This is a genomic window from Streptomyces sp. NPDC047917 (genome assembly GCF_043204345.1).
Lineage (GTDB): Bacteria > Actinomycetota > Actinomycetes > Streptomycetales > Streptomycetaceae > Streptomyces > Streptomyces sanglieri.
Genome location: NZ_JBIDCA010000007.1, coordinates 77,317 through 97,512, shown reverse-complemented (window position 1 = coordinate 97,512; position 20,196 = coordinate 77,317). Strand labels below are relative to the sequence as shown.

Annotated in this window: 24 protein-coding genes; 9 read left to right on the top strand and 15 right to left on the bottom strand. The window is 72.2% G+C overall.

Annotation, left to right across the window (positions count from 1 at the left end):
- Window positions 1–187: 187 nt before the first annotated feature.
- Window positions 188–811 (top strand): histidine phosphatase family protein, encoded by a 624-nt coding sequence (locus ACGF8B_RS18210; RefSeq protein ID WP_392739485.1) that lies wholly within the window; start codon window positions 188–190, stop codon window positions 809–811.
- Between the two features lie 198 nt (window positions 812–1,009).
- Window positions 1,010–1,903 (top strand): LysR family transcriptional regulator, encoded by an 894-nt coding sequence (locus ACGF8B_RS18205; protein WP_392739483.1) that lies wholly within the window; start codon window positions 1,010–1,012, stop codon window positions 1,901–1,903.
- Between the two features lie 98 nt (window positions 1,904–2,001).
- Here the strand turns inward: ACGF8B_RS18205 and ACGF8B_RS18200 are convergent, their stop codons facing one another.
- Window positions 2,002–2,778, bottom strand: a complete 777-nt coding sequence (locus tag ACGF8B_RS18200) for an SDR family oxidoreductase (protein ID WP_392739481.1) — start codon at window positions 2,776–2,778, stop codon at window positions 2,002–2,004.
- Window positions 2,779–2,999: 221 nt separating this feature from the next.
- Here ACGF8B_RS18200 and ACGF8B_RS18195 point away from each other — a divergent pair, with 221 nt between their 5' ends.
- The 5 genes from ACGF8B_RS18195 (at window position 3,000) to ACGF8B_RS18175 (ending at window position 7,763) form a co-directional block, all read left to right on the top strand.
- Window positions 3,000–3,671, top strand: a complete 672-nt coding sequence (locus ACGF8B_RS18195; protein ID WP_392739480.1) for a HEAT repeat domain-containing protein — start codon at window positions 3,000–3,002, stop codon at window positions 3,669–3,671.
- A 3-nt stretch (window positions 3,672–3,674) separates the two neighbouring features.
- Window positions 3,675–4,676, top strand: coding sequence for a HEAT repeat domain-containing protein (locus ACGF8B_RS18190; RefSeq protein ID WP_392739478.1), 1,002 nt, complete (start codon window positions 3,675–3,677; stop codon window positions 4,674–4,676).
- 197 nt (window positions 4,677–4,873) lie between these two features.
- Complete coding sequence (locus tag ACGF8B_RS18185; RefSeq protein ID WP_392739476.1) at window positions 4,874–5,809, top strand: oxidoreductase; 936 nt, start codon at window positions 4,874–4,876, stop codon at window positions 5,807–5,809.
- A 339-nt stretch (window positions 5,810–6,148) separates the two neighbouring features.
- Window positions 6,149–7,165 carry a UDP-glucose 4-epimerase GalE gene (galE, locus tag ACGF8B_RS18180; RefSeq protein ID WP_392739475.1) on the top strand — a complete coding sequence of 339 codons (1,017 nt, stop codon included), beginning with the start codon at window positions 6,149–6,151 and terminating at the stop codon, window positions 7,163–7,165.
- Window positions 7,166–7,238: 73 nt separating this feature from the next.
- Window positions 7,239–7,763, top strand: a complete 525-nt coding sequence (locus ACGF8B_RS18175; protein WP_392739473.1) for a DUF2199 domain-containing protein — start codon at window positions 7,239–7,241, stop codon at window positions 7,761–7,763.
- 1 nt (window position 7,764) lies between these two features.
- On the opposite strand, the gene ACGF8B_RS18170 is transcribed toward ACGF8B_RS18175, so the two are convergent.
- From ACGF8B_RS18170 to ACGF8B_RS18150, 5 genes are all read right to left on the bottom strand, one after another.
- Window positions 7,765–8,400 carry a TetR family transcriptional regulator gene (locus ACGF8B_RS18170; protein WP_392739471.1) on the bottom strand — a complete coding sequence of 212 codons (636 nt, stop codon included), beginning with the start codon at window positions 8,398–8,400 and terminating at the stop codon, window positions 7,765–7,767.
- Window positions 8,401–8,425: 25 nt separating this feature from the next.
- Window positions 8,426–9,241 (bottom strand): TetR/AcrR family transcriptional regulator, encoded by an 816-nt coding sequence (locus tag ACGF8B_RS18165; protein ID WP_392739470.1) that lies wholly within the window; start codon window positions 9,239–9,241, stop codon window positions 8,426–8,428.
- 120 nt (window positions 9,242–9,361) lie between these two features.
- Window positions 9,362–10,627 (bottom strand): GNAT family N-acetyltransferase, encoded by a 1,266-nt coding sequence (locus tag ACGF8B_RS18160; protein ID WP_392739468.1) that lies wholly within the window; start codon window positions 10,625–10,627, stop codon window positions 9,362–9,364.
- A gap of 114 nt (window positions 10,628–10,741) precedes the next feature.
- Complete coding sequence (locus ACGF8B_RS18155; protein ID WP_392739466.1) at window positions 10,742–11,725, bottom strand: asparaginase; 984 nt, start codon at window positions 11,723–11,725, stop codon at window positions 10,742–10,744.
- 46 nt (window positions 11,726–11,771) lie between these two features.
- Complete coding sequence (locus tag ACGF8B_RS18150; protein WP_392739464.1) at window positions 11,772–12,386, bottom strand: ABC transporter substrate-binding protein; 615 nt, start codon at window positions 12,384–12,386, stop codon at window positions 11,772–11,774.
- Between the two features lie 117 nt (window positions 12,387–12,503).
- Here ACGF8B_RS18150 and dtd point away from each other — a divergent pair, with 117 nt between their 5' ends.
- Window positions 12,504–12,953, top strand: a complete 450-nt coding sequence (dtd, locus tag ACGF8B_RS18145) for a D-aminoacyl-tRNA deacylase (protein WP_392739462.1) — start codon at window positions 12,504–12,506, stop codon at window positions 12,951–12,953.
- Between the two features lie 27 nt (window positions 12,954–12,980).
- On the opposite strand, the gene ACGF8B_RS18140 is transcribed toward dtd, so the two are convergent.
- The 6 genes from ACGF8B_RS18140 to ACGF8B_RS18115 all read right to left on the bottom strand — a co-directional run bounded on the left by ACGF8B_RS18140 (window position 12,981) and on the right by ACGF8B_RS18115 (window position 18,080).
- On the bottom strand, window positions 12,981–13,946 hold the full coding sequence (locus ACGF8B_RS18140) for a YgfZ/GcvT domain-containing protein (protein ID WP_392739460.1): 966 nt from the start codon (window positions 13,944–13,946) through the stop codon (window positions 12,981–12,983).
- A 50-nt stretch (window positions 13,947–13,996) separates the two neighbouring features.
- Complete coding sequence (locus tag ACGF8B_RS18135) at window positions 13,997–14,539, bottom strand: Fur family transcriptional regulator (RefSeq protein WP_392739458.1); 543 nt, start codon at window positions 14,537–14,539, stop codon at window positions 13,997–13,999.
- Window positions 14,540–14,634: 95 nt separating this feature from the next.
- Window positions 14,635–15,207, bottom strand: a complete 573-nt coding sequence (locus ACGF8B_RS18130) for an FABP family protein (protein WP_266913961.1) — start codon at window positions 15,205–15,207, stop codon at window positions 14,635–14,637.
- Window positions 15,208–15,460: 253 nt separating this feature from the next.
- The gene (locus ACGF8B_RS18125) at window positions 15,461–16,321 is read right to left on the bottom strand and encodes a hypothetical protein (protein ID WP_392739456.1); all 861 of its coding nucleotides are present in this window, start codon (window positions 16,319–16,321) and stop codon (window positions 15,461–15,463) included.
- Entirely contained in the window at window positions 16,318–17,139 is an 822-nt protein-coding gene (locus ACGF8B_RS18120; RefSeq protein WP_392739454.1) for a hypothetical protein, read from the bottom strand. The genes ACGF8B_RS18125 and ACGF8B_RS18120 overlap by 4 nt, the downstream gene beginning before the upstream one ends.
- Complete coding sequence (locus ACGF8B_RS18115) at window positions 17,136–18,080, bottom strand: hypothetical protein (RefSeq protein ID WP_392739453.1); 945 nt, start codon at window positions 18,078–18,080, stop codon at window positions 17,136–17,138. The genes ACGF8B_RS18120 and ACGF8B_RS18115 overlap by 4 nt, the downstream gene beginning before the upstream one ends.
- Window positions 18,081–18,186: 106 nt before the next feature.
- Here ACGF8B_RS18115 and ACGF8B_RS18110 point away from each other — a divergent pair, with 106 nt between their 5' ends.
- A complete protein-coding gene (locus ACGF8B_RS18110; RefSeq protein WP_124717294.1) occupies window positions 18,187–18,549 on the top strand; it encodes a DsrE family protein in 363 nt (120 codons plus the stop codon).
- Between the two features lie 20 nt (window positions 18,550–18,569).
- Here the strand turns inward: ACGF8B_RS18110 and ACGF8B_RS18105 are convergent, their stop codons facing one another.
- The 3 genes from ACGF8B_RS18105 to ACGF8B_RS18095 form a co-directional block, all read right to left on the bottom strand.
- On the bottom strand, window positions 18,570–18,827 hold the full coding sequence (locus ACGF8B_RS18105) for a DUF3099 domain-containing protein (protein ID WP_392739450.1): 258 nt from the start codon (window positions 18,825–18,827) through the stop codon (window positions 18,570–18,572).
- A 146-nt stretch (window positions 18,828–18,973) separates the two neighbouring features.
- Complete coding sequence (locus ACGF8B_RS18100) at window positions 18,974–19,261, bottom strand: DUF1416 domain-containing protein (protein ID WP_018490348.1); 288 nt, start codon at window positions 19,259–19,261, stop codon at window positions 18,974–18,976.
- A gap of 50 nt (window positions 19,262–19,311) precedes the next feature.
- Window positions 19,312–20,157 (bottom strand): sulfurtransferase, encoded by an 846-nt coding sequence (locus tag ACGF8B_RS18095; protein ID WP_392739448.1) that lies wholly within the window; start codon window positions 20,155–20,157, stop codon window positions 19,312–19,314.
- Between the last annotated feature and the right edge of the window lie 39 nt (window positions 20,158–20,196).

Here is a 20,196-nt window from a genome sequence, read left to right as displayed (position 1 = left end):
CAGCCTTCGGCCCGGCCCGTGCTCCCGGAAGCACGGCACCTCGGACCGGGGGAGACAGCCGTCTCGCCCGCATCCCGCCCAGACTGAGACACCCCAGGTCAGAGACAGCCGCGACGGAACTGTGTGCGGAGAGCTCCGCGTCCATCTCTGACATACGAGATCACGGATGGCGACGGAGAAACACGACATGACGGACACAGCCTCTCGGTACCTCTATCTCGCCCGGCACGGGGAGGCGTCGGCAGATGAGACGACCCTGACGGAGAACGGCCGGCGTCAGGCCGTTCTGCTCGGTGAACGGCTCCGGAGCACCCCGCTCTCGGCGATCCACCACGGGCCGCTGCCCCGGGCGCAGGAGACGGCCCAGCTGATCGGGGCGCAGCTCGACGGCGTACCGCTGCACCGCTCGGAGACGGCCGGCGACTACGTCCCCCACCTGCCGGCGAAGGAGGAGCTGCCGCCGGATGCGGCCGACTCCCTGCTCGGCTTCCTGGCTCAGGTCCCGGAGGAGGAGCGCGCTCCCGGTCCGGCGCTGGCCCGGAAGGCGCTCGCGGAATTCACCGGCCCGGTCGACGGGGACCGTCCGCGCCATGAACTGGTCGTCACGCACAACTTCCTCATCGGCTGGCTGGTCCGGGCCGCTCTCGACGCGCCCGAATGGCGCTGGCTGGGCCTCAACCACTGCAACGCGGCTCTGACGGTCATCCGTTACGCACCCGGCAGGCCGTCCTCCGTGCTGTTCCACAACGACATGGGACACCTGCCGGCGGAACTGCGCTGGACCGGCTTCCCGCCCGAATTCCAAGCCTGACCCGGCCGCCCCGGCCGCCTGGCCGCCAGGCCGTCGGGGCGTCGGGGCGTAGGGGCACAGGGGCGCAAGGGCGCAAGGGCGCAAGGGCGCAAGGGCTCAAGGGCGCCAGATCGTCGGGGCGTCAGGAATCTTCGGCGGCGGTACCGAGTTGCTTGCTGTTACAGCGGTGACTACGAGGGGACGAGGGAGCGGAAGCCGATGAGCCTTCGTCAGTTCGAGTACGCCCTGGCCGTTGCCGAGGAGGGCTCGGTGACGGCGGCCGCGGAGCTGCTGCACGTCGCTCAGCCATCGGTGTCCCAGCAGATCCGCGGCCTGGAGCGGGAGCTGGGCGTGGAACTGTTCGCCCGCACGCCGACCGGGCTGGTGCCCACCGTGGTCGGCCGCGCGTTCCTCCGGGAGGCCGAGGCCGCGGTGAGCGCGGCACGGCGGGCGAGGGCCACGGCGCGGGCCGGCGCCGAAGAGCTGGTGGGCGAGCTGGTGGTCGCCGTCCAGATGGGCTTCGGTACGCGGCAACTGCCGGGCGCGCTCGGCGCGTTGCGTCGCCGCTTCCCGCGGCTGGAGGTCACCGTCTTCGAGGAGCCGAGCTCGGCCGAGCTGGAGCGGCTGTGCCGCCGGGGCGTACTGGGCCTCGCCCTGATGGCGGCGTGCGAGCGGAGCCCCGCCGACGCCCACCACCTCGGCGACGAGGAGTTCGTCGTGGTGGGCGCCGGACACCGGCAGCCCGCCGCGGACCGGGTCGAGCTGCGCGAACTGGACGGGGAGCCGTGGGTGCGGTTCGACCGCGACAGCGCGCTCGACGGCGTACTGCTGAACGTACTGCGGGAGAACGGTCTGACCCCGGTCACGGCCGCCCGCGCGTCCCAGACGGCGACGGCCGTACGCTGGGCCGCCCACGGGCTTGGGGTGACGCTCGTCCCGGCCTCCGCGGTGCCCCACGGTCACGAGCACCTGGTGCGTCCGGTGCTCCCGGCCGTGTCCCAGCCGGTCATCGCCGTGGTCCGGCCCGGCGCGGGCCCGGCGGAGGCGGCCCTGCTCGACCTTCTGCGCAAGGAGACCTGGTCCGGTTCCGATTTCCCCTCTCCGGCCCCCTGAGGCCCGGACAGGGGCGGGCGCCACCGAATCCCCCCGGAAAATCCCCTCACCCACTTTCCGGAATTTCGTCGACCCCTGATAATTGCGCGGTAATTACGTCACCCTCTCGGGAATTCACCGCCGTCCACGACGAGATTGCTCCCGGTCAGCCAGCCCGCCCGGTCGGACACGAGGAACAGCACCGCGTCCGCGATGTCGTCGGGCCGGCCGTCGCGTCCCAGCGGGGCGGTGGCGTCGGCGCCGGTCTGGCCCGGCGCCGTGTCCAGGCGCGCCCACCGCTCCCGCGTCTCCTCGCCTCCGGGGGTGGCGACCCTGCCGGGAGTCACGGTGTTGACCCGGATCCCGGACGGGGCCAGTTCCAGGGACAGCCCCCGGCTGTACGTCTCCAGCGCCGCCTTCGCCGCCACATAGTGCAGGAACGGCCCCACGGGGGTGAGGACCGCGGCCGAGGAGACATGCACGATCGCCCCCGAACGCCGCTCCCGCATCCCCGGGGCCAGCAGCGAGTCCAGCCGTACCGACGCCAGGTAGTTCAGGTCCAGCGCGTCCTGCCACTCCTCGTCGGGGATGGCCAGGGCGCCTGTGTGGGGCCGCGCCCCGCCCGCGTTGTGGACCAGGATGTCCACCCCGCCGAGCTCCTTCCGCACGGCCGCGGCGACCGTCTCCGCCCCGGCCCGCGTCCGCACGTCGGCCGCCACGAAGGAGGCCCCCTCGGGCACCGTGCTCGCCGCCGACCTGGCAGTCGTGAGCACCTCGGCGCCCGCGTCCAGCAGTTGGCGCACGACGGCCGCTCCGATACCGCGGGAACCACCTGTGACCAGGGCCCGCTTTCCCGCGAATTCCCGTGTTCCCGATCCGTTGCCGATTGTGGGCATGCCACCGGTCCTCTCGATCGCGTAATTGTCCGCCCGGCGGAATGAGGAAAGTGACCGCCTCGCCGAGCTGTTTCACGGTACGTACGGAGAAGAGCGAGAGGCAAAGACGAAATACCAGCGGGCGCCATAGGGAATTCCTATGGGCGTGCCGGGCACGGCGGACGCCGCTTGACCTTGTCACTGTGACAAGGCCTTCACTGCTTGCCGAGGAGGTGGTCTCGATGACGGTCACGGGACAGGACACGGATGTGGCGAGGGCGCTCGGGGCGCTGGAGGACGGTCGTGCGTCCGTGCGGCTGCGGGCCGCCATGGCGGTCGGTACGGCGCCCGACCCTCGTTTCGTCGACAAGCTCGTCGAGCGATGCGCGATCGAGCCCGAGTTCTTCGTCCGCGACATGCTGACCTGGGCGCTCACCCGCCACCCGGTGTCCCTGACGCTCCCTCCGGTGGTCCGCGAGGTCCGCTCGGAGCACGCGCAGGCGCGGAGCCAGGCGCTGCACACGCTGTCGAAGATCGGGGACCGGCGGGCGTGGCCGGCGATCACCCGGGCGCTGCTGACCGACGCCGACGACGAGGTGGCGCGGAGCGCCTGGCGGACCGCGGTCGTACTCGTACCGGAAGGCGAGGAGTCCGCCCTGGCCGTCGTGCTGGCGACACAGCTCGGGCGCGGTGGACGGGAGACGCAGCTGAGTCTCAGCCGGGCGCTGGTCGCGCTCGGCGAGGTGGTCGCACCGGCCCTGCACGCGGCGACGTCGTCCCCCGACCCCGGCGCGCACGCGCACGCGCTCGCCACCCAACGGCTGCTGCGCGACCCGGACACCGGGTTCGGGTTCGCCATCGAGGAGGCGAAGCGCGTCGTGGCCCTCGGCGGGTCCGGCCGGGAGGGACGATGAGGCGTGTTGATCGGTGAGGTGGCGCGACGGTCCGGGGTCAGTGCCCGCATGCTCAGGCATTACGAGTCGCTCGGCCTGGTGCGGCCTTCGGGCCGTACCGGCTCCGGCTACCGGGAGTACTCCGAGGAGGACATCCGGCGGATCTTCCATGTCGAGAGCCTGCGGTCGCTGGGGCTGACGCTCCGTGAGATCGGGCGCGCGCTCGACGACCCCGGCTTCGTGCCCTCGGCGCTCGTCGGTGACCTCATCCGTCAGACACGCGAGCGGATCGCGGCCGAGACCGAACTGCTCACGCGGCTTTGCCGGATCGATGCCGTGGACCCGGACGGCTGGGAGGACGTCCTCCAGGTCGTCGCGCTCCTCCAGGCACTGGCGTCGAAGAGCCCCGACGCGCGCCAGCGCGCGGCCCTCTCCTCGGTCGACGAGGTCCCGGTTCCGGTGGAGGCCCTGGTCGAGGCGGCGTTGAGCGAGACGGAGCCGAACGTCGCCGGAGCCATCCGGTGGGCGCTGGCCCGGTCGGGCGGCGGCCCGGCGCTGCTCGCGAAGGGACTCGGTTCACCGGTGGCCGCGGTGCGGGAACGTGCCGTTCGGTCGCTCGCCGGGATGCCCGGCGACGAGGCCGGCACGCTGCTGCGGGAGGCCCTCACGCACCCCGATTCCGTGGTCCGGGGGTACGCGGCTCTGGCGCTGGGGACACGCGGCGCGGCCGATGTGGTCCCGACGCTCATCGACATGATCGCGGCGGGAAGGAACGACACCGACGCGGCCGACGCGCTGAGCGTGCTGGCGGCGGACGGCACCGCGGCGGCGGACCGGATCGCGACCGGGCTCGTCGACCGCCTCGCCCACGACACCGGCGCCCCCGCACGCGGACGGCTGACCCAGGCGCTGGCGGGCGTCCCGGGACCGACGGTGTCACGCGCCCTCGTGGAGCTGTCGCACGACGAGGACCGTGCCGTCGCGCTGACCGCGACGTACCTGCTCCGGCTGCGCGAGGCGCGGTGACGGACCCCTCCCGCAGGGGGGAGGGATCCGTGCCGGCCGGGCGCCGGACCGGTGCCCGGACACCGTCCGCGGAATCCGGAGCGGCGGTGGCGCGGACGGTCAACGGGGTTGCCCCGGCTGCGGGTTCACCGGGTCGCCGGGCTGCTGCGGAGGAAATGAATGTGGCAAACCGGCCCCACGGGCGCGATGCTGCCCCCATGACCTCCTCATCTGCCGAACCGGCCCCGGGCTCCATTCCCACACCCACCACCAACACCACCAGCACCACCAGTGCATCGGGCCCCGGTGTCTTCGAACTGGGCGGCACCGTCACCGTCCCGCGGCTCGGCTTCGGGGCCATGCAGCTGCCGGGGCGGTGGAGCGGACCGGCCGGCGACACGGCGAAGGCCGTGGCCGTGACGCGGCGCGCCGTCGAGCTGGGGGCGCGGTACATCGACACCGCCGCCTTCTACTTCTCCCCCACCCACCGGGCCAACGACCTGCTCCGCGAGGCCCTTCACCCGTACGCCCCCGACATCACCATCGCCACCAAGGTCGGCCCGCTGCGGGACGAGAACGGCGAGATGTACGCCGAGGCCCGCCCCGATCAGCTGCGCGCGGAGGTGGAGCGGAATCTGGCGGACCTGGGGGTCGACACCCTCGACCTGGTGCATCTGCGGGTCGGCCGGCTGAGCGGCAGCGGCGGCGAGTCGCTCGGTGAACGCTTCGCCGTACTGGCGGCGCTGCGCGAGGAGGGGCTGATCCGGCAGCTGGGCGTCAGCAATGTGACGCGCGGGCAGCTCGCGGAGGCCCGTTCGATCGCACCGGTCGCCGCCGTGCAGAACCGCTTCGGTGTGCTCGACCAGGGCGACGCCGCGCTCGTCGACGAGTGCGCGGACGCCGGTATCGCGTACATGCCGTTCTTCGCGCTCGGCGGCGGGCACACCGACCTCGGCCAGGAGAACCTCCGGAAGGTGGGCGAACGGCACGGCGCGACGGTGCACCAGGTGGCCATCGCGTGGGGCCTGGCGCGCTCGCCCTCGATCGTCCAGATCCCCGGCACCGCCTCGCCCGCCCACCTGGAGGAGAACATGGCCGCCGGACGCCTGGTCCTCGACGAGGACGACATGGCACTGCTCGGGCGTCGCGGCTGAGAACCGCACCGCCCCGACGGCACTCCCGCCGGACCGTGCCGGACTCATGCCTCCCGGCACGGTCCGGCGGGAGAGGCACGTCCGGCGGGAGAAGCACGCCCCGGCCGGACCGCACGGACGGGCGAGGAGGACACGGACCGGCGAGGAGGACACGTTCCGACGGAAGAGGCCGCCGGGAACAGCGGTCCCCAGGCGGTGGCCGTCGAACTCCCGGACGAGGCCCCCGGCGGCACCGGTCGGACCCGGGGCGCCCTGCTCACCGCACGGGCGACGCGATTCCCGGTCCACCGCTTCGGCCTACGATCCCTTCACCAGCTCACTGAGAGAGGCGGACACCGCATGAAGGTCCTGATCGCCGGAGGCGCGGGGTACATCGGCAGCACGGTCGCGTCCGCGTGCGCGGACGCCGGCATCACTCCCGTCGTTCTCGACAACCTGGCCACGGGCAGGCGGGAGTTCACCGAGGGCCGGTCCTTCCACGAAGGCGACATCGCGGACGGTGCCCTGATCGACCGGGTCTTCGCCGAGCATCCGGACATCGCTGCCGTGGTCCACTGCGCGGCGCTGATCGTCGTCCCGGAATCGGTCGCCGACCCGGTCGGCTACTACCGGGCGAACGTGGCCAAGAGCCTGGAGTTCGCGGACCACCTGCTGCGCAACGGCTGCACCCGCATGATCTTCAGCTCCTCCGCCTCCATCTACGCCGCCGGCGCGGACCTGACGGTCGACGAGGACTCCCCGCTCGCCCCGCAGAGCCCGTACGCGCGCACCAAGGCGGTGTGCGAGGCGATGTTCGCCGACATCGCCGCCGGCCGGCCGCTCCGGGTGGTGTCCCTGCGCTACTTCAACCCGGTCGGCGCGGACCCGAAGCTGCGCACCGGGCTGCAGCTGCGGCACCCGAGCCACGCCCTGGGCAAGATGATCCAGGCCCGGGAGGAGGGCGTCCCGTTCCACGTCACCGGGACCGGCTACCCGACGCGCGACGGCTCCGGGATCCGGGACTACGTCCACGTCTGGGACCTGGCCGCCGCACACGTGGCCGCGCTCCGGGCCTTCGACACCCTCCTGCCCGAACGGGGCGCGGAGCCGGGGCCCGGCTCCATGGTCATCAACCTGGGCACCGGCACGGGCACCACCGTGCGCGAACTCCTCGACGCCTTCAACGAGGTGACCGGCACCCCCGTCCCGGCGGTCGACGCGGCGGCGCGGCCGGGCGACGCGGCGGGGGCGTACACCCGGAGCGACCGGGCGGAGCGGCTGCTGGGATGGCGGCCGCGGTACTCACTGGAGGAGGGCATCCGCCACTCCCTGGAATGGGCCTCGGTACGCGAGGACGTACTCCGGGGAACGGCCTGACAGCGAACGGTGACGGCAGGAAGCGGACAGCAGCCCGATCACGGCCCCAGAGCCTCTCGTTAGGATCCCGCCCATGGCTATCGACCCCGGCTACATCTGCTCCCGCTGCGGCGAACACCACGCGGAACTCCCGATGGGGTACTCGACCATGGCACCCGACGTCTGGGACGCGAGTCTGGAGAGCGACCCGGACAGCATGCTCTCCTGCGACCAGTGCATCGTCAGACACGAGCACTACTTCATCAAGGGCCTGATCGAGATACCCGTGTCCGGCAGCGAGGAGCCCTTCTCCTGGGGCGTCTGGGTCTCGCTCAGCCGGGAGAACTTCGCCCGTGCCCTCGACGTGTGGGAGACCCCCGGCCGCGAGTCCGAGCAGCCATACTTCGGCTGGCTGAGCACCGAGCTGGGGCTGTACTCGCCCCGCACGACCAACCTGCGGACCAACGCCCACACCCGTCCGATCGGCCGCCGCCCCAGCATCGAGCTGGAGCACACCGACCACCCCCTCGCCGTGGAACAGCGCACCGGCATCACCCGGGACCGGGTGCGGGAGATCGCCGAAGCGGTGCTGCACGCCGAGGACGACCGGGTCTCCTGAGCTACCACTGCTCCCCGAGCCCCGACCGCAGTTGCGCGAAGGCGAGTTCGGCCGCCTCGACCGCGTCCGCGTACACCTGCCGCGCGCTCTCCCCCGCGTCGATCCGCCGCCAGTTCTCCAGGGCGAGGACGCGCAGTACGGCGACGATCTGGCCCGCCGCCAGCCGGTCCGCCACCCGGTCGCCCAGCGCACGGGCGAGCGCCGCCTCCGAGCGGCTCTGGTAGCCGTACAGGCGGGCCACCAGGGACGGCGTCCCGTACAGCAGCCGCTGGAACGCCAGCACCTGCGGCACATCGCAGAGCCCGGTCACCGGGTCGCCCTGCTCCAGCCCGTCCAGGAAGTTGCGGCGCAGCGCGTCCAGCGGGGATTCGCTCTCCGCCCGGGTGGCGACCACGCGGGCCGACTCGTCCTCGTGGTCGGCGAACCGGTGCAGGACCAGGTCCTCCTTGGCCGGGAAGTACCGGAAGAGCGTCGGCTTCGAGATGTCGGCGGCCGCGGCCACCTCGGCCACCGACACCTTGTCGAAGCCCCGGTCCAGGAACATCGCGATCGCGGCCTCGGAGACCGCCTGGTACGTCAGCCGCTTCTTCCGCTCCCGCAGGCTCATCCGCTCGTTGCCGGGCTTCTCTCCGTCCATGACCACGAAGCGTACGCTCCCGACCTCAACCGGACTTGACCTCGGGAAGCGGCCGCGCCCGCCTTCCGTCCGGCTCGGCCCGCGCCTCCATCAGCGCCTCGATCCCGTCCAGCACCCGCTCCAGCCCGAAGGCGAACTCCTCGTCGGGCCCGCGCGGCGCCCCCAGCACCCCGGAATCCAGCACCCGGGAGAGCGACGGATGGCACACGGGGTCGACGAGCCGGTCCAGGGTTCGGGTGTGCGCGTCCGCCACCTCCTGCGCCGGAATGCCGCGCGCCTCGACGGCGGCCGCGAGATCACCCATCAGCAGCGCCTCGTTCCGTACGAACCCGTTGACGAGCAGGATGACGGAGACCTCGTCGCGCGCGTCCAGACCGGTGCCTTCGAGGGCTCTCAGACCCTGCTCCCACCAGGCGACGGAGTTCGGGCTGGCGGGCGGGCCCGAGACCGGGATGCGGAGCATCCACAGATTGCGGTGGAACACCCGGCGCTGCGCCCACGCCCAGCGGGAGAGCGCCTCCCGCCAGCCGGCGCCGCCGGCCGGCGCGGGCAGCGGGGGCGGTGGGCCCATCGCCGCCTCCTGCATCAGGACGTACAGCTCCCCCTTGGCGGACACGTACCGGTAGAGCGACATCGTCGAGGCCCCCAGGTCCTTGGCGACCCGCCCCATCGACACCCCGCCGAGCCCCTCGGACGCGGCCACCGCCACCGCGGCGTCCACGATGCGGGCCAGACTCAGCCCCGGCTTCGGGCCCTTGACCGGCCGCGCCCGCAGCCCCCAGGCGGCCTCGATGCTGGCCGGCAGGCCCGTACCGCCCGACGAGCCCTTCTCCTCAGTCACCTGAACCCCACCTTCCGGGCGGTGCCCATCGCCGCCCGGCCCACGAGCCCCCGCCCGTGCGACGTCCCGCCCTCGGCTCCCATCCTAGTTTCGTGGATCACTCACGCGGGCGGCTCCGGCTCAGAACACATCCGGGCACCAGGCCCGCCGCCCCGCCCGGAACATCCCCTCCGCCGTCGCGACCGCGCCCGGCGTGAGCTCCTCGATCCGGCCCAGGGCGGCCAGCCGGAGCGGCGATTCGTCGCCCAGGTAGAGGGTGCCCAACTCCCGTACGTCCAGGGCGAGATCGGCGTCGGCCGTGGTGGGGGTGCAGCTCGCGCCGGCGGAGGTGGCCTCCAGGCGGTAGCGGCCGGCGGTCAGGCCCGTGGTGTCGTGGACGTCGAGGGTGAGCGTGCCGGGGACCGCGTAGCTGCGGGCCTCCAGGGCGGGTACGACGTCCAGGAGCCGCACCCACAGCCAGTCCGCCTGGGTGACGATGCGGGCCGCGCGCGGGTCCGGGAGCAGCAGCGGCAGCAGGTCGTCGGGGGCGCGGTGGCCGGAGCGGACCGTGGTGATCCAGTCGATCGAGCAGACGAAGTGCCAGAGCGCGCGCTCGGCGGCCGGGGTGACGGCGATCTGGCTGACCACGGTGGCCCGGTTCAGCGGCTGCTTGGAATCGCCCCAGCTGCCGTCGGCGCGGTAGACGGTCAGGCCCTCCACCTCGCCGGCGGCGTTGCTGTAGACCGCGTAGAAGGGCTCCGTCCAGCCCGCGGAACCCGGCGCACCGGGGCCCGGCCGGACCTCTCCGGTGTTCACGGCCCACCAGTGCGCGTCGCGGTCGATCACGCCGTGCTGCCGGGCGCGCAGCCGTTCGTGGAGGGCCGGGCCCAGCTTGCGTACGTCGGCGCCGCCCACCAGGTCGATCCGGCCGCCGTCCTGCTCCGAGGGGCCCGACCAGCGCGGGTCGAGGCCCGCCCTCGGCACGTCGATCTCCCACTCGGTGGTCCAGGTCGCCGGGCCGAAGCCGTAGCGGCCGTAGATCGGGTACTCGGCGGCGATCAGCGTGGCGACCACCTCGCCGCGTTCCTTCGCCGCCGCCAGGTCCGTGGCCATCATCCGGTTGAGCAGTCCGCGGCGGCGGTGCGTGGGCGACACCGTGACGTTGGAGATCGCGTCGGCGGGCACCGCGGCGCCGCCGACGACCGTGAGTTCCTGGGCGAAGGAGCGGAACGTGGCCACGCACCGCCCGCCGTCGAACGCGCCCTGCGTACGGGAGAGGTCCGTGTGCGGAAGGCGTCGTTCCGCCTCTTCCTCGGTGCCTGTCGGGGGGCGCAGGAAGCCGGTGTGCTTGGCGCGCAGCCAGTCGGGGAATTCGGTGGTGGTGACCGTGCGGATGTCGAGAGCCATGCGCGCCACGCTAGGCACACGGATCACGGGATGTCGCCCGGTTTTCCGCCGCCTTCCGGGGCCCCGCACGGCCTTGCGCGGCCTTCCCCCGTCCGCCGCCGTGGGTCGGGCGGGTCAGAAGGCCGCCCGGACCTCGCCGACCTCGCCGCCGCCGCCCAGCAGCGGGGCGCGCCCGATCCTGGCGACCACCGGGGCGTCGATGCCGAGCAGCCGCAGCGCGCGGGCCAGCACCGGACCGAGCGCCCGCGTCGCACCGTCGTCGACCTTGAAGGCCAGCGCGCGGCCGTCCGCCAGCGCCACCGCCTGTACCGCCTCGGCGCCCATCTTGGAGAGCGTGCCGGGCACCTCCCGCATCAGCCAGGTGTCGGGCCGGCGCGTCCCGGCCACGTACTCGGGGTGGGCCCGCATCGCGTCACCGACCCGGCGCTCCGCCGTCCCCGGCTCGGCCAGCACGAACGTGCGGAAGGCCCGTGCCAGGCCCACCAGGCTGATCGCCATCAGCGGCGCCCCGCACCCGTCCGTGCCGACCGCCGTGACCGGCTCGCCGGCCGCCTCCTCGACGACCCGGTGGACCAGCTGCTGGAGCGGGTGCGCCGGGTCGAGGTAGGACGCCCGGTCCCAGCCGTTCACCGCGCACACCGCGAGCATCGCCGCGTGCTTGCCGGAGCAGTTCATGGTGATCCGCTCCCGGACGTGGCCCGCGGCGAGATACGACTCCGCCTCGACCGGGTCCAGCGGCAGATCGGGCGGGGTCTGCAGATCGGCGGGCGTCAGTCCGTGCTCGGCGAGCATCGTGCGGACGAGTTCGAGGTGGAAGCCCTCGCCGGAGTGGCTCGCGGCGGCCAGGGCCAGTCGCTCCCCGGACAGGTCGAGCCCGGCCCGCAGCACGGCCGCGGCCTGCATCGGCTTGTTGGAGGAGCGCGGGAAGACCGGCGCCGCCGGATCGCCCAGGGACCGTTCCACGCTGCCGTCGGCGGCCAGCACGACCAGCGAGCCCCGGTGGTGGCCCTCCACGAAACCGGACCGTACGACCTCGGCCAGGACGGGGAGAGCGGGGGGTATGACGGATGGTGCGGCGGGGGCGGCGCTGGAGGTCATGGTGGCCTTCCGGGGACGGGCGGAACCCGCCCCCGGAAGGATCGCTTCAGGCGAGCAGGTCGTCTACTTGTGCTTCACCGTCACGGTACCTGCGGGCGATCTCCGCGCTGCAATCGTCGGTGGTGCGTTGCAGCTGGTGACGGCGGCGGGAGACCTGTTGTTCGTAGCGGACCAGGCGCCCCATCGCGGTGTGCAGCTCTTCGTCCGTACGGGCGTCGAGGTCGGAGAGTTCGACCTCGGCGAGCGTCTCGGCGGCCAGCCGGCGGTACTCGTCGCTGCGGGGCGTGGTCAGCGTGACGTGCCGGGCGGAGGAGCGGTGCTGGGACGGGGTGTCGGCGAGGATCTCCGAGAGCCGGTCCACCACCGGTGTCTCCGGGTCCAGCCGGCGGGCCAGCTCGGCCCGCAGGATGTCGATCCGGCCCTGGACGAGCCGCCGCACATAACTGAGGTCGGCCTCGTCGCGCTGCGCATCGCGGCGCAGCGTGCGCAGCTCGGGCAGCCGCAGGGTGCCCAGTTCGGGCTGCGGGCCGGCGGACAGGCTGTCCTCCAGACCGTGGCCGGTTCGCTGCACGGGTGGCCGCATGGTGCTGGTGCTGGTACTGGCGCCGGTTCGCGTGGCCGGTACGGCGCCGGGGGACTGCCCGGTTCCATAGGTACTCATGCTTGTGTCCATCCCCTCGACCGGTGCGTCGGCACACCGCCTCCCGAGCATGGTGCCACTTGGGTGGGGCCTATGTGGATGCTCTGTACCCGTTCAGCCCAAGATAGGTTGGTCTGTATGCGTGCAGTGATACAGAGGGTGGACGGCGCGAGCGTCACGGTGGCCGACGGCGCGGACGGGGCGGGCGGGCCCGAGGTGGTCGGCGAAATCGTCGGCGAGGGGCTGTGCGTGCTGGTGGGAGTCACTCATGGGGACACCCCGGAGAAGGCGGCGCAGCTCGCCCGCAAGCTCTGGTCGCTCCGCGTCCTGGAGGGCGAGAAGTCCTGCTCCGACGTGAATGCACCGCTTCTGGTGATTTCGCAGTTCACTCTCTACGGGGACGCGCGGAAGGGCCGCAGGCCCACCTGGCACGCGGCGGCGCCCGGCGATGTCGCCGAACCGCTGGTCGACGAGGTGGTGAAGCAGCTGCGGGCGCTGGGCGCGCGGGTGGAGACGGGCCGGTTCGGAGCGGACATGCGGGTCTCGCTCACGAACCACGGCCCGTTCACCGTCGTCGTCGAGATCTGAACCGGCCCGGTCCGGACCGCACCGGCCCTACGGCTCGACGACCGTCTCCTGGGCGGCGGCCGTGTCCCCGGCGAGCAGCTCGGCGTCCACCGCGACATTCCGCTTCACCAGGGCCAGCGCGATCGGCCCCAGCTCGTGGTGGCGGGCGGACGTGGTGATGAAGCCCAGCTGGCGCCCCTCGGCGCCGTCCGCGGCGAGCCGCACCGGGGTGCCGTGTCCGGGCAGCAGCACCTCGCTGCCGTCGAGGTGCAGGAAGACCAGCCGACGCGGCGGCTTGCCCAGGTTCTGCACCCGGGCCACGGTCTCCTGGCCCCGGTAGCAGCCCTTCTGGAGGTGGACGGCGGTGCCGATCCAGCCCAGCTCGTGCGGGATGGTGCGGTGGTCGGTCTCGAAGCCGAGGCGCGGGCGGTGCGCCTCCACGCGCAGCGCCTCGTACGCCAGGATGCCGGCGACCGGGCCGTTCGCCGCCGCGTACTCCTCCAGGCCGGCGCGGGGCAGGAACAGGTCCCGGCCGTACGCCGTCTCCCGTACCGTCGCGCCGTCCGGGACCTCCGCGATGGAGCCGGCCGGCAGATACACGACGGCGAAGTCCTCGGTGCGGTCGGCGACTTCGACCCGGTAGAAGAACTTCATGGACTCCAGATAGGCGATCAGGTCGCCCTGGGTGCCGGGTTCGGCGTGCATCCACACGGTCTCGCCGTCGTCGACGAGGTAGAGCGCGTGCTCGATGTGCCCGTTGGCGGTGAGGATCAGGGCCTCGGTGGCCTGGCCCGGGGCGAGTTCGCTGACGTGCTGGGTGATCAGCAGGTGCAGCCAGGCCAGCCGGTCGCTGCCGGTGACCGTGACGACGGCGCGGTGCGAGAGGTCGACGAGACCGGAGCCGTCGGCGAGGGCGCGCTGCTCGCGGAACAGGTCGCCGTAGTGCGCGGCGACGCCTTCGTCGCGGCCTTCGGCGGGGACGGCGCCGGGCAGGGACAGCAAGGGGCTCTTCATGCGACCAGCGTACGACGCGGTGTGAACGGTACGACCGGAGAGGCCGGGCGCTACGGCCGGCCGGCGCCGTTCGCGCCGTTCGCGCCCCCGGCGCCCTCGGCGCCCTTGGCGCTCGCCTCGTCCTCTGCCGCGTTCGCGGGGTCGTCGGCCGCGTTCGCGGGGCTCTCGGCCGCCGCCTTCGCCGTGCACCCGGCACAGCGGCCGAAGATCGCGAAGTGCTTCATGTCCGTCTCGAACCCGAAGTCGTCCCGGAGCTTCGCGGTGAACTCCGCGACGACGGAGACATCGGCCTCGATGACGTCGGTGCAGTCGCGGCAGACCAGGTGGATGTGGTGGTGACGGTCGGCCAGGTGGTACGTGGGTGCCCCGTGCCCCAGATGGGCGTGGCTGACGAGCCCGAGCTCCTCCAGGAGTTCGAGCGTCCGGTAGACGGTGGAGATGTTCACGCCGGACGCGGTCCTGCGCACCTCGCAGAGGATGTCGTCGGGTGTCGCGTGTTCCAGCGCGTCGACGGCTTCCAGGACGAGCTGGCGCTGCGGCGTCAGCCGATAGCCGCGCTGCCGGAGGTCGGTCTTCCAGTCGGTGCTCACCACACGCCCAGTGTAGGACCGGGCGAGCACCCGTCCGCAGCCGTTGCGCGAGACGGTCCGCGAGCCGGCGGGCCCGCGGACTGCCCGGAGAAGGCGATCTACTTGAAGAAGGCGATGCCGTCGTCCGGGAGGTCACCGAGGCTCTTCGCCATCTCCTCGACCTCTTCCGGGGTGACGACCTTCTTCAGGTGCGCCGACATGTACGGGCGCAGCTCCACCTCGGGGGTGGCCTTCTCTCCGACCCACATCAGGTCGCTCTTCACGTAGCCGTACAGACGCTTGCCGCCGGTGTACGGGCCGGAGGCCGCGGTCCGCGCCACCGCGTCGGTGACCAGATCGATCTGCGGCTTCTGATCGGCCAGCTCGCCGTACCAGATCTCGATGACGCCCTGGTCGCGGGCCATGACGACCTCGACCTTGCGGTCCTTGTCGATGCGCCAGTAGCCGGACTCGGACTCCAGCGGCCGGACCTTCTTGCCCTCGGAGTCGAGCACCCAGGTGTGCGAGACGTACTCCAGGAAGTCACGGCCGTCCTGGCTGAAGGAGACCTCCTGGCCGAAGTTGCACTGCTCGGCGCCGGGGAAGTCGGAGACGCCGGCACCCGCCCAGTTGCCGAGGAGGAAGGCCAGCGGGACGAGGTCCGGGTGGAGGTCGGACGGAATCTCGATCATGAGCGGCTCAGACGATCTGTGAGGTGGGACAGGGGAGGTGTCAGCGCTGACCCTGGTACAGCTTCTTCACGGTCAGCCCGGCGAAGGCGAGAACGCCGACGCAGACCAGGACCAGCAGGGCGGAGAAGAATGCCTCAAGCACGGGAACTCCTTGCAACGAGCGTTATGGCAGCAGTACGGGGCCGGCCCCAGCCTAATGGGTTGGGACCGGCCCCGCCGGTCCGGGGTTTGCCGGGGGCCGCCGGGGGACGGGTCAGCCCAGCAGCTGGTTCTGCAGGATCACCGTCTGGTGGAACGGAACGCTCGGGGTGCCCTCCTTGCCCTTGCGGGACTGGACGACGAGGGCGAACGTGTCACCGGCGACCAGGTAGCCCTGGCGCACCTGCGCCTCGCCGTACGGCTTCGCCTCCTCGTACACGTAGGACGAGGTGCCCGCCACCTTGCCGCCGCCGCTCCAGCCCTCGTCGAGAACGGTCTCGGGCGCCCCGGCGAGCGGCACCTCGGATCCGCTCCCGGAGATCGAGTCCATGAAGAACTGGGCGAAGGCCGTCGAATTGAACCGGACGAGATAGATCCGGGTCGATGTGCCGTCCGGCATGGTCCAGCCGCGGGCGGCGACGTGCCGCGGGGCCGAGTCCTTCAGCGTCTGCGCGAGGTCGGACCGCCCGCCCTTCGCGTACTCGGAGAGGTACCGCGCGGTGCTCACCCAGCCGCCGTCGAGCTTCTTGTCCACGACCGCTCCGGCCGGGGCGGGCAGCAGCAGACGCCGCAGGTCCGCGTGGTGGATCTCGGCGACGTTGCCGTCGCTGTACGGCCGGGGCGAGCCCGCCGGGAGCGCGGGCAGGCCGAGCCGGGGGTAGTCCCAGCGGCCGTCGCTCTCGGTGGCCAGACCGGGCACGTCGGTGCGCTCCATCGAGGTGATCCCGAAGGCCGTACCGGCGCCGAGCCCGCCGAGGACCAGGGCGGCGGCGGTCCACCGGGCGACGGCCCGCAGCACCCGCCGCGGCGGATTCGGCGCCTGCGGCGGTACGGGGGTGGCCTCGGCGGGCGCCTCGGGGGCGGGGGCGGGCACGGTCGCGCTCGCGTCGGGTGTCTCTGCCGTCTGCTCGGTCATACGTACTCCCCCGGGGACGCGATGTGGTTGAGCTGGTCCTTCAGGAGTTCGGCGACGGCCTTGCGGTCGAACGGCTTGGTGCCGGAGGCCGAGAGGCTGATGCTCAGCTCGCCGTCGTACGCCAGACAGTTCATCGACCCGATGGCGTCCTTGCTGCCCTTGCGCAGGACGTAGCACCTGGCGTTCCGCTGGTGCCCCTCGATCTTCGGCTCCGTGCGGAAGATGCCGATGGCCTCGAAGAGGCCCGTCCTGAAGGTGTGCAGGTTCCGGACGGCCTTCTTGTCCTTCATCCGCACGATCTGGGTGCTGATCGTCAGGTTGTTGGCGTCCCCGGTGTAGGAACGGGCTGCGATGCCCTCGATACGGAGTTTGTCGATCCGCTTCTCGTAGGCCCGGCGCTCCTTGCCCGCGAGGCCGTGGGCGTTCTGCTTCATGGCGGCGGTCGCCTTCTTGCCGCTCTGCTCGCCGTCGTTGCCCAGCTCCCCGTTGTCGGGGCCGAGCCGGTAGCCGGCCGGGACCGGCAGCAGCAGCTTGCTGAGCGCGGTGGAGGCCCGGCCCCGGGCCACGTCACCGGCCGGGTCCTTGCCCGGCTTGTGCGCGGGCTCCTCCCAGAGGCGGGTCTTGGCGCTGCGGTCGGCGCCGTCCACCGTGTTCCCGGTGCGCACGGCCGCACCCGCGACCGCGGCGACCACCAGCACCACGGGAAGCGCCATGAGGATCATCCGGCGCGGACGGCCCGGGGCAGCGGTCCCGGCGCCGGCGGTCCCGGCGTCGGCGGTCGCGTCCGGAGCGGTCGTCTGCGTGGTCACGTCGTTCACAGGCGCTCCAGCTGTCTCTCGGCCAACGTGCGGATGTCCTTCTTGCTGATCGGTGCCGTGTCGTAGAGGTGGATGTCGGCCGCGATGTCGCCCCGGTACACGGTGGCCCTGGCGTGGTAGGACGGCAGGTAGCCCGGCTTCCGGTCGACCTCGTAGAGGTAGTAGCGGCCGTTGCCGCTGCCCTTGATCGCATCACCGCTGTTGCCCGCGCCGCCGAGCCTGGAATCGGGCATGTACGCGAGCTGGCCCTCGGCGAAGTCCTGGGCCCCCTGGACGGTTCCCGAGCCAAACTGCACGAGGTAGACCTCGGCGGTGCGGTACTGCCCGCGCTTCCAGGCGGCGGCCGCGATCCGGCGCACGTCGTACTCCAGGAAGTACTCGTACATGGAGCCCTCCTCCTTGTACGAGGAGCGGGCGTACATGTCCGGGGTCACATAGCCGCCGCCGAGGCCCGGCACGGAGTCGTCGTCGTCGCTCCAGCCCGCGGGCCGGTCGACGATCAGCTTGCGCAGGTCGCCGTCCGTCCCGACCCGGCGGTCCTGGGACGCGGACAGCGGGTCGGGGCCCTCGCCCGGGGGCAGCGCCTTCGCCGGGTAGGCCAGATCGGGCTGCGACAGGGCGGGCAGCGGTGTCGGGGCACGTCCGGCCTGTACGTCGTAGCCCACGGCGGTGCCGCCCGCGATGCCGAGCACCGCGGCAGCGGCGATGAGCAGCGTCGTACGCCCGCGCGGGCGCTTCGCGACGGGCTGGGCGGCCATCGGCGTGGCGGCCGGTGCGGCGGGTGGTGCGGCGGGCGGTGGCGGCGTGACGGCCGGTGCGGCGTCGGGCTCGGCCACGGTCACGGGCTCGGCCACGGGGTCGGCCTCGGCCGGGCGCTCGGCCTCGGCCAGGTGCTCGACCTCGGGTGCCGGCCCGTCAGAAATGGTGTCTTTCGGTTCCAATTGGGGTCCCCCCACGAGACCAGAAGCGCTGATTCCGTTATCCGCGCATCTACCCGACTGCCACCTCCAGGAGGAGGTTGCCCGCTCGACGATTACAGTTCGGCATATGCCGAAGAAGCTCGTGATCAAGGTGACCGCAGGTGCCGACTCCGCCGAGCGCTGTTCGCAGGCGTTCACGGTGGCCGCGGTCGCCGTCGCCAGCGGGGTCGAGGTCTCGCTCTGGCTGACCGGGGAGTCCTCGTGGTTCGCACTGCCGGGGCGCGCCGCCGAATTCGAACTGCCGCACGCCGCGCCGCTGCCGGATCTGATCGAGTCGATCCAGGCGGGCGGCCGGATCACCCTGTGCACGCAGTGCGCGGCCCGTCGTGACATCACCGAGCAGGACGTCCTGGAGGGCGTACGGATCGCCGGTGCCCAGGTCTTCGTCAGCGAGATCATGGCCGACGGCGTCCAGGCCCTCGTCTACTGACGCGAGAGCGTCGAGCAGCCCTACCGCCGCTTCTTGCCGTCGAGTTCGTCCCACCACTCGTCGGACTTCGGGTCGCCGGACGGATCGTCCCACCAGCGGTCGTCCGGCCCCCGCCGGTTGGCCACCATGGCCGCGACGGGCGGGATCACCATCGCGACGAGGCACATCACTATCGCGGCGGGCATCGACCACAGCCTGACAAAGGCCCAGGCCGATACGAACAGGACGATGCAACCGCCCATCATCAGGAAATAGCCACGCCGGCGTCGGGCGTACATACCTCCAGCGTAGGCCCGCCCCGGCCCCTGGCGTAGGCCCTGTTTCCGCCCGTACAAAGGCTCGAAGGGCCGTACCCCGTTCAGGAAGGCGTCCAACCCCCTGGGGTACGGCCCTTCGGCCGATCCGTGTCGCGGTGCGCGGCGCGCTAGACCGCGATCGCCACCTCGGAGAGGCCGCCGGTCTGTGCCACGACCGTGCGGTCGGCGCTACCGCCGGGGACGAGGGCGCGCAGCGTCCAGGTGCCCTCGGCCGCGTAGAAGCGGAACTGCCCGGTCGCCGAGGTCGGGACCTCGGCGGTGAACTCGCCGGTCGAGTCCAGCAGGCGGACGTAGCCGGTGACGGGCTCGCCGTCGCGGGTCACACTGCCCTGGATGGTGGTCTCACCGGGCTTGATGGTCGAAGCGTCGGGGCCGCCGGCCTTTGCTCCACACATGGTGTTCTGTCCTTCTGGTCGGGGGTCGTGCCGGTCCGGGTCGTGCGGGGTTACTTGCTGGCGCCGAGCTCGATCGGCACGCCCACGAGGGAGCCGTACTCGGTCCACGAACCGTCGTAGTTCTTGACGTTCTCCTGGCCGAGCAGCTCGTGCAGCACGAACCAGGTGAGCGCGGAGCGCTCGCCGATGCGGCAGTACGCGATGGTGTCCTTCGCCAGGTCGACCTGCTCGGCCTCGTAGAGGGCCTTGAGCTCGTCGTCCGACTTGAAGGTGCCGTCGTCGTTGGCGTTCTTCGACCACGGGATGTTGCGGGCGCTCGGCACGTGGCCGGGGCGCTGGGACTGCTCCTGCGGGAGGTGCGCCGGGGCGAGCAGCTTGCCGCTGAACTCGTCGGGCGAACGCACGTCGACCAGGTTCTGGCTGCCGATCGCCTTCACGACGTCGTCGCGGTAGGCGCGGATCGACTCGTCCTGCGGCTGGGCCTTGTACTCGGTGGCCGGGCGGGACGGGATCTGGTCGCCGTCGACCAGGTCGCGGGAGTCGAGCTCCCACTTCTTGCGGCCGCCGTCGAGCAGGCGGACGTCCTGGTGACCGTAGAGCTTGAAGTACCAGAACGCGTAGGACGCGAACCAGTTGTTGTTGCCGCCGTACAGGACGACCGTGGTGTCGTTGCCGATGCCCTTCTCGGACAGCAGCTTCTCGAACCCGGCCTGGTCGATGAAGTCACGGCGGACCGGGTCCTGGAGGTCCTTGGTCCAGTCGATCCGGATCGCGTTCCTGATGTGGTTCTTCTCGTACGCCGAGGTGTCCTCGTCGACCTCGACGAGAGCGACCTTCGGGTCGTCGATGTGGGCCTCGACCCAGTCGGCGTCTACCAGGACGTCACTGCGGCTCATTCTGTTCTCCTCCGGGGCAGTCTGCGGCGAGATGATGCG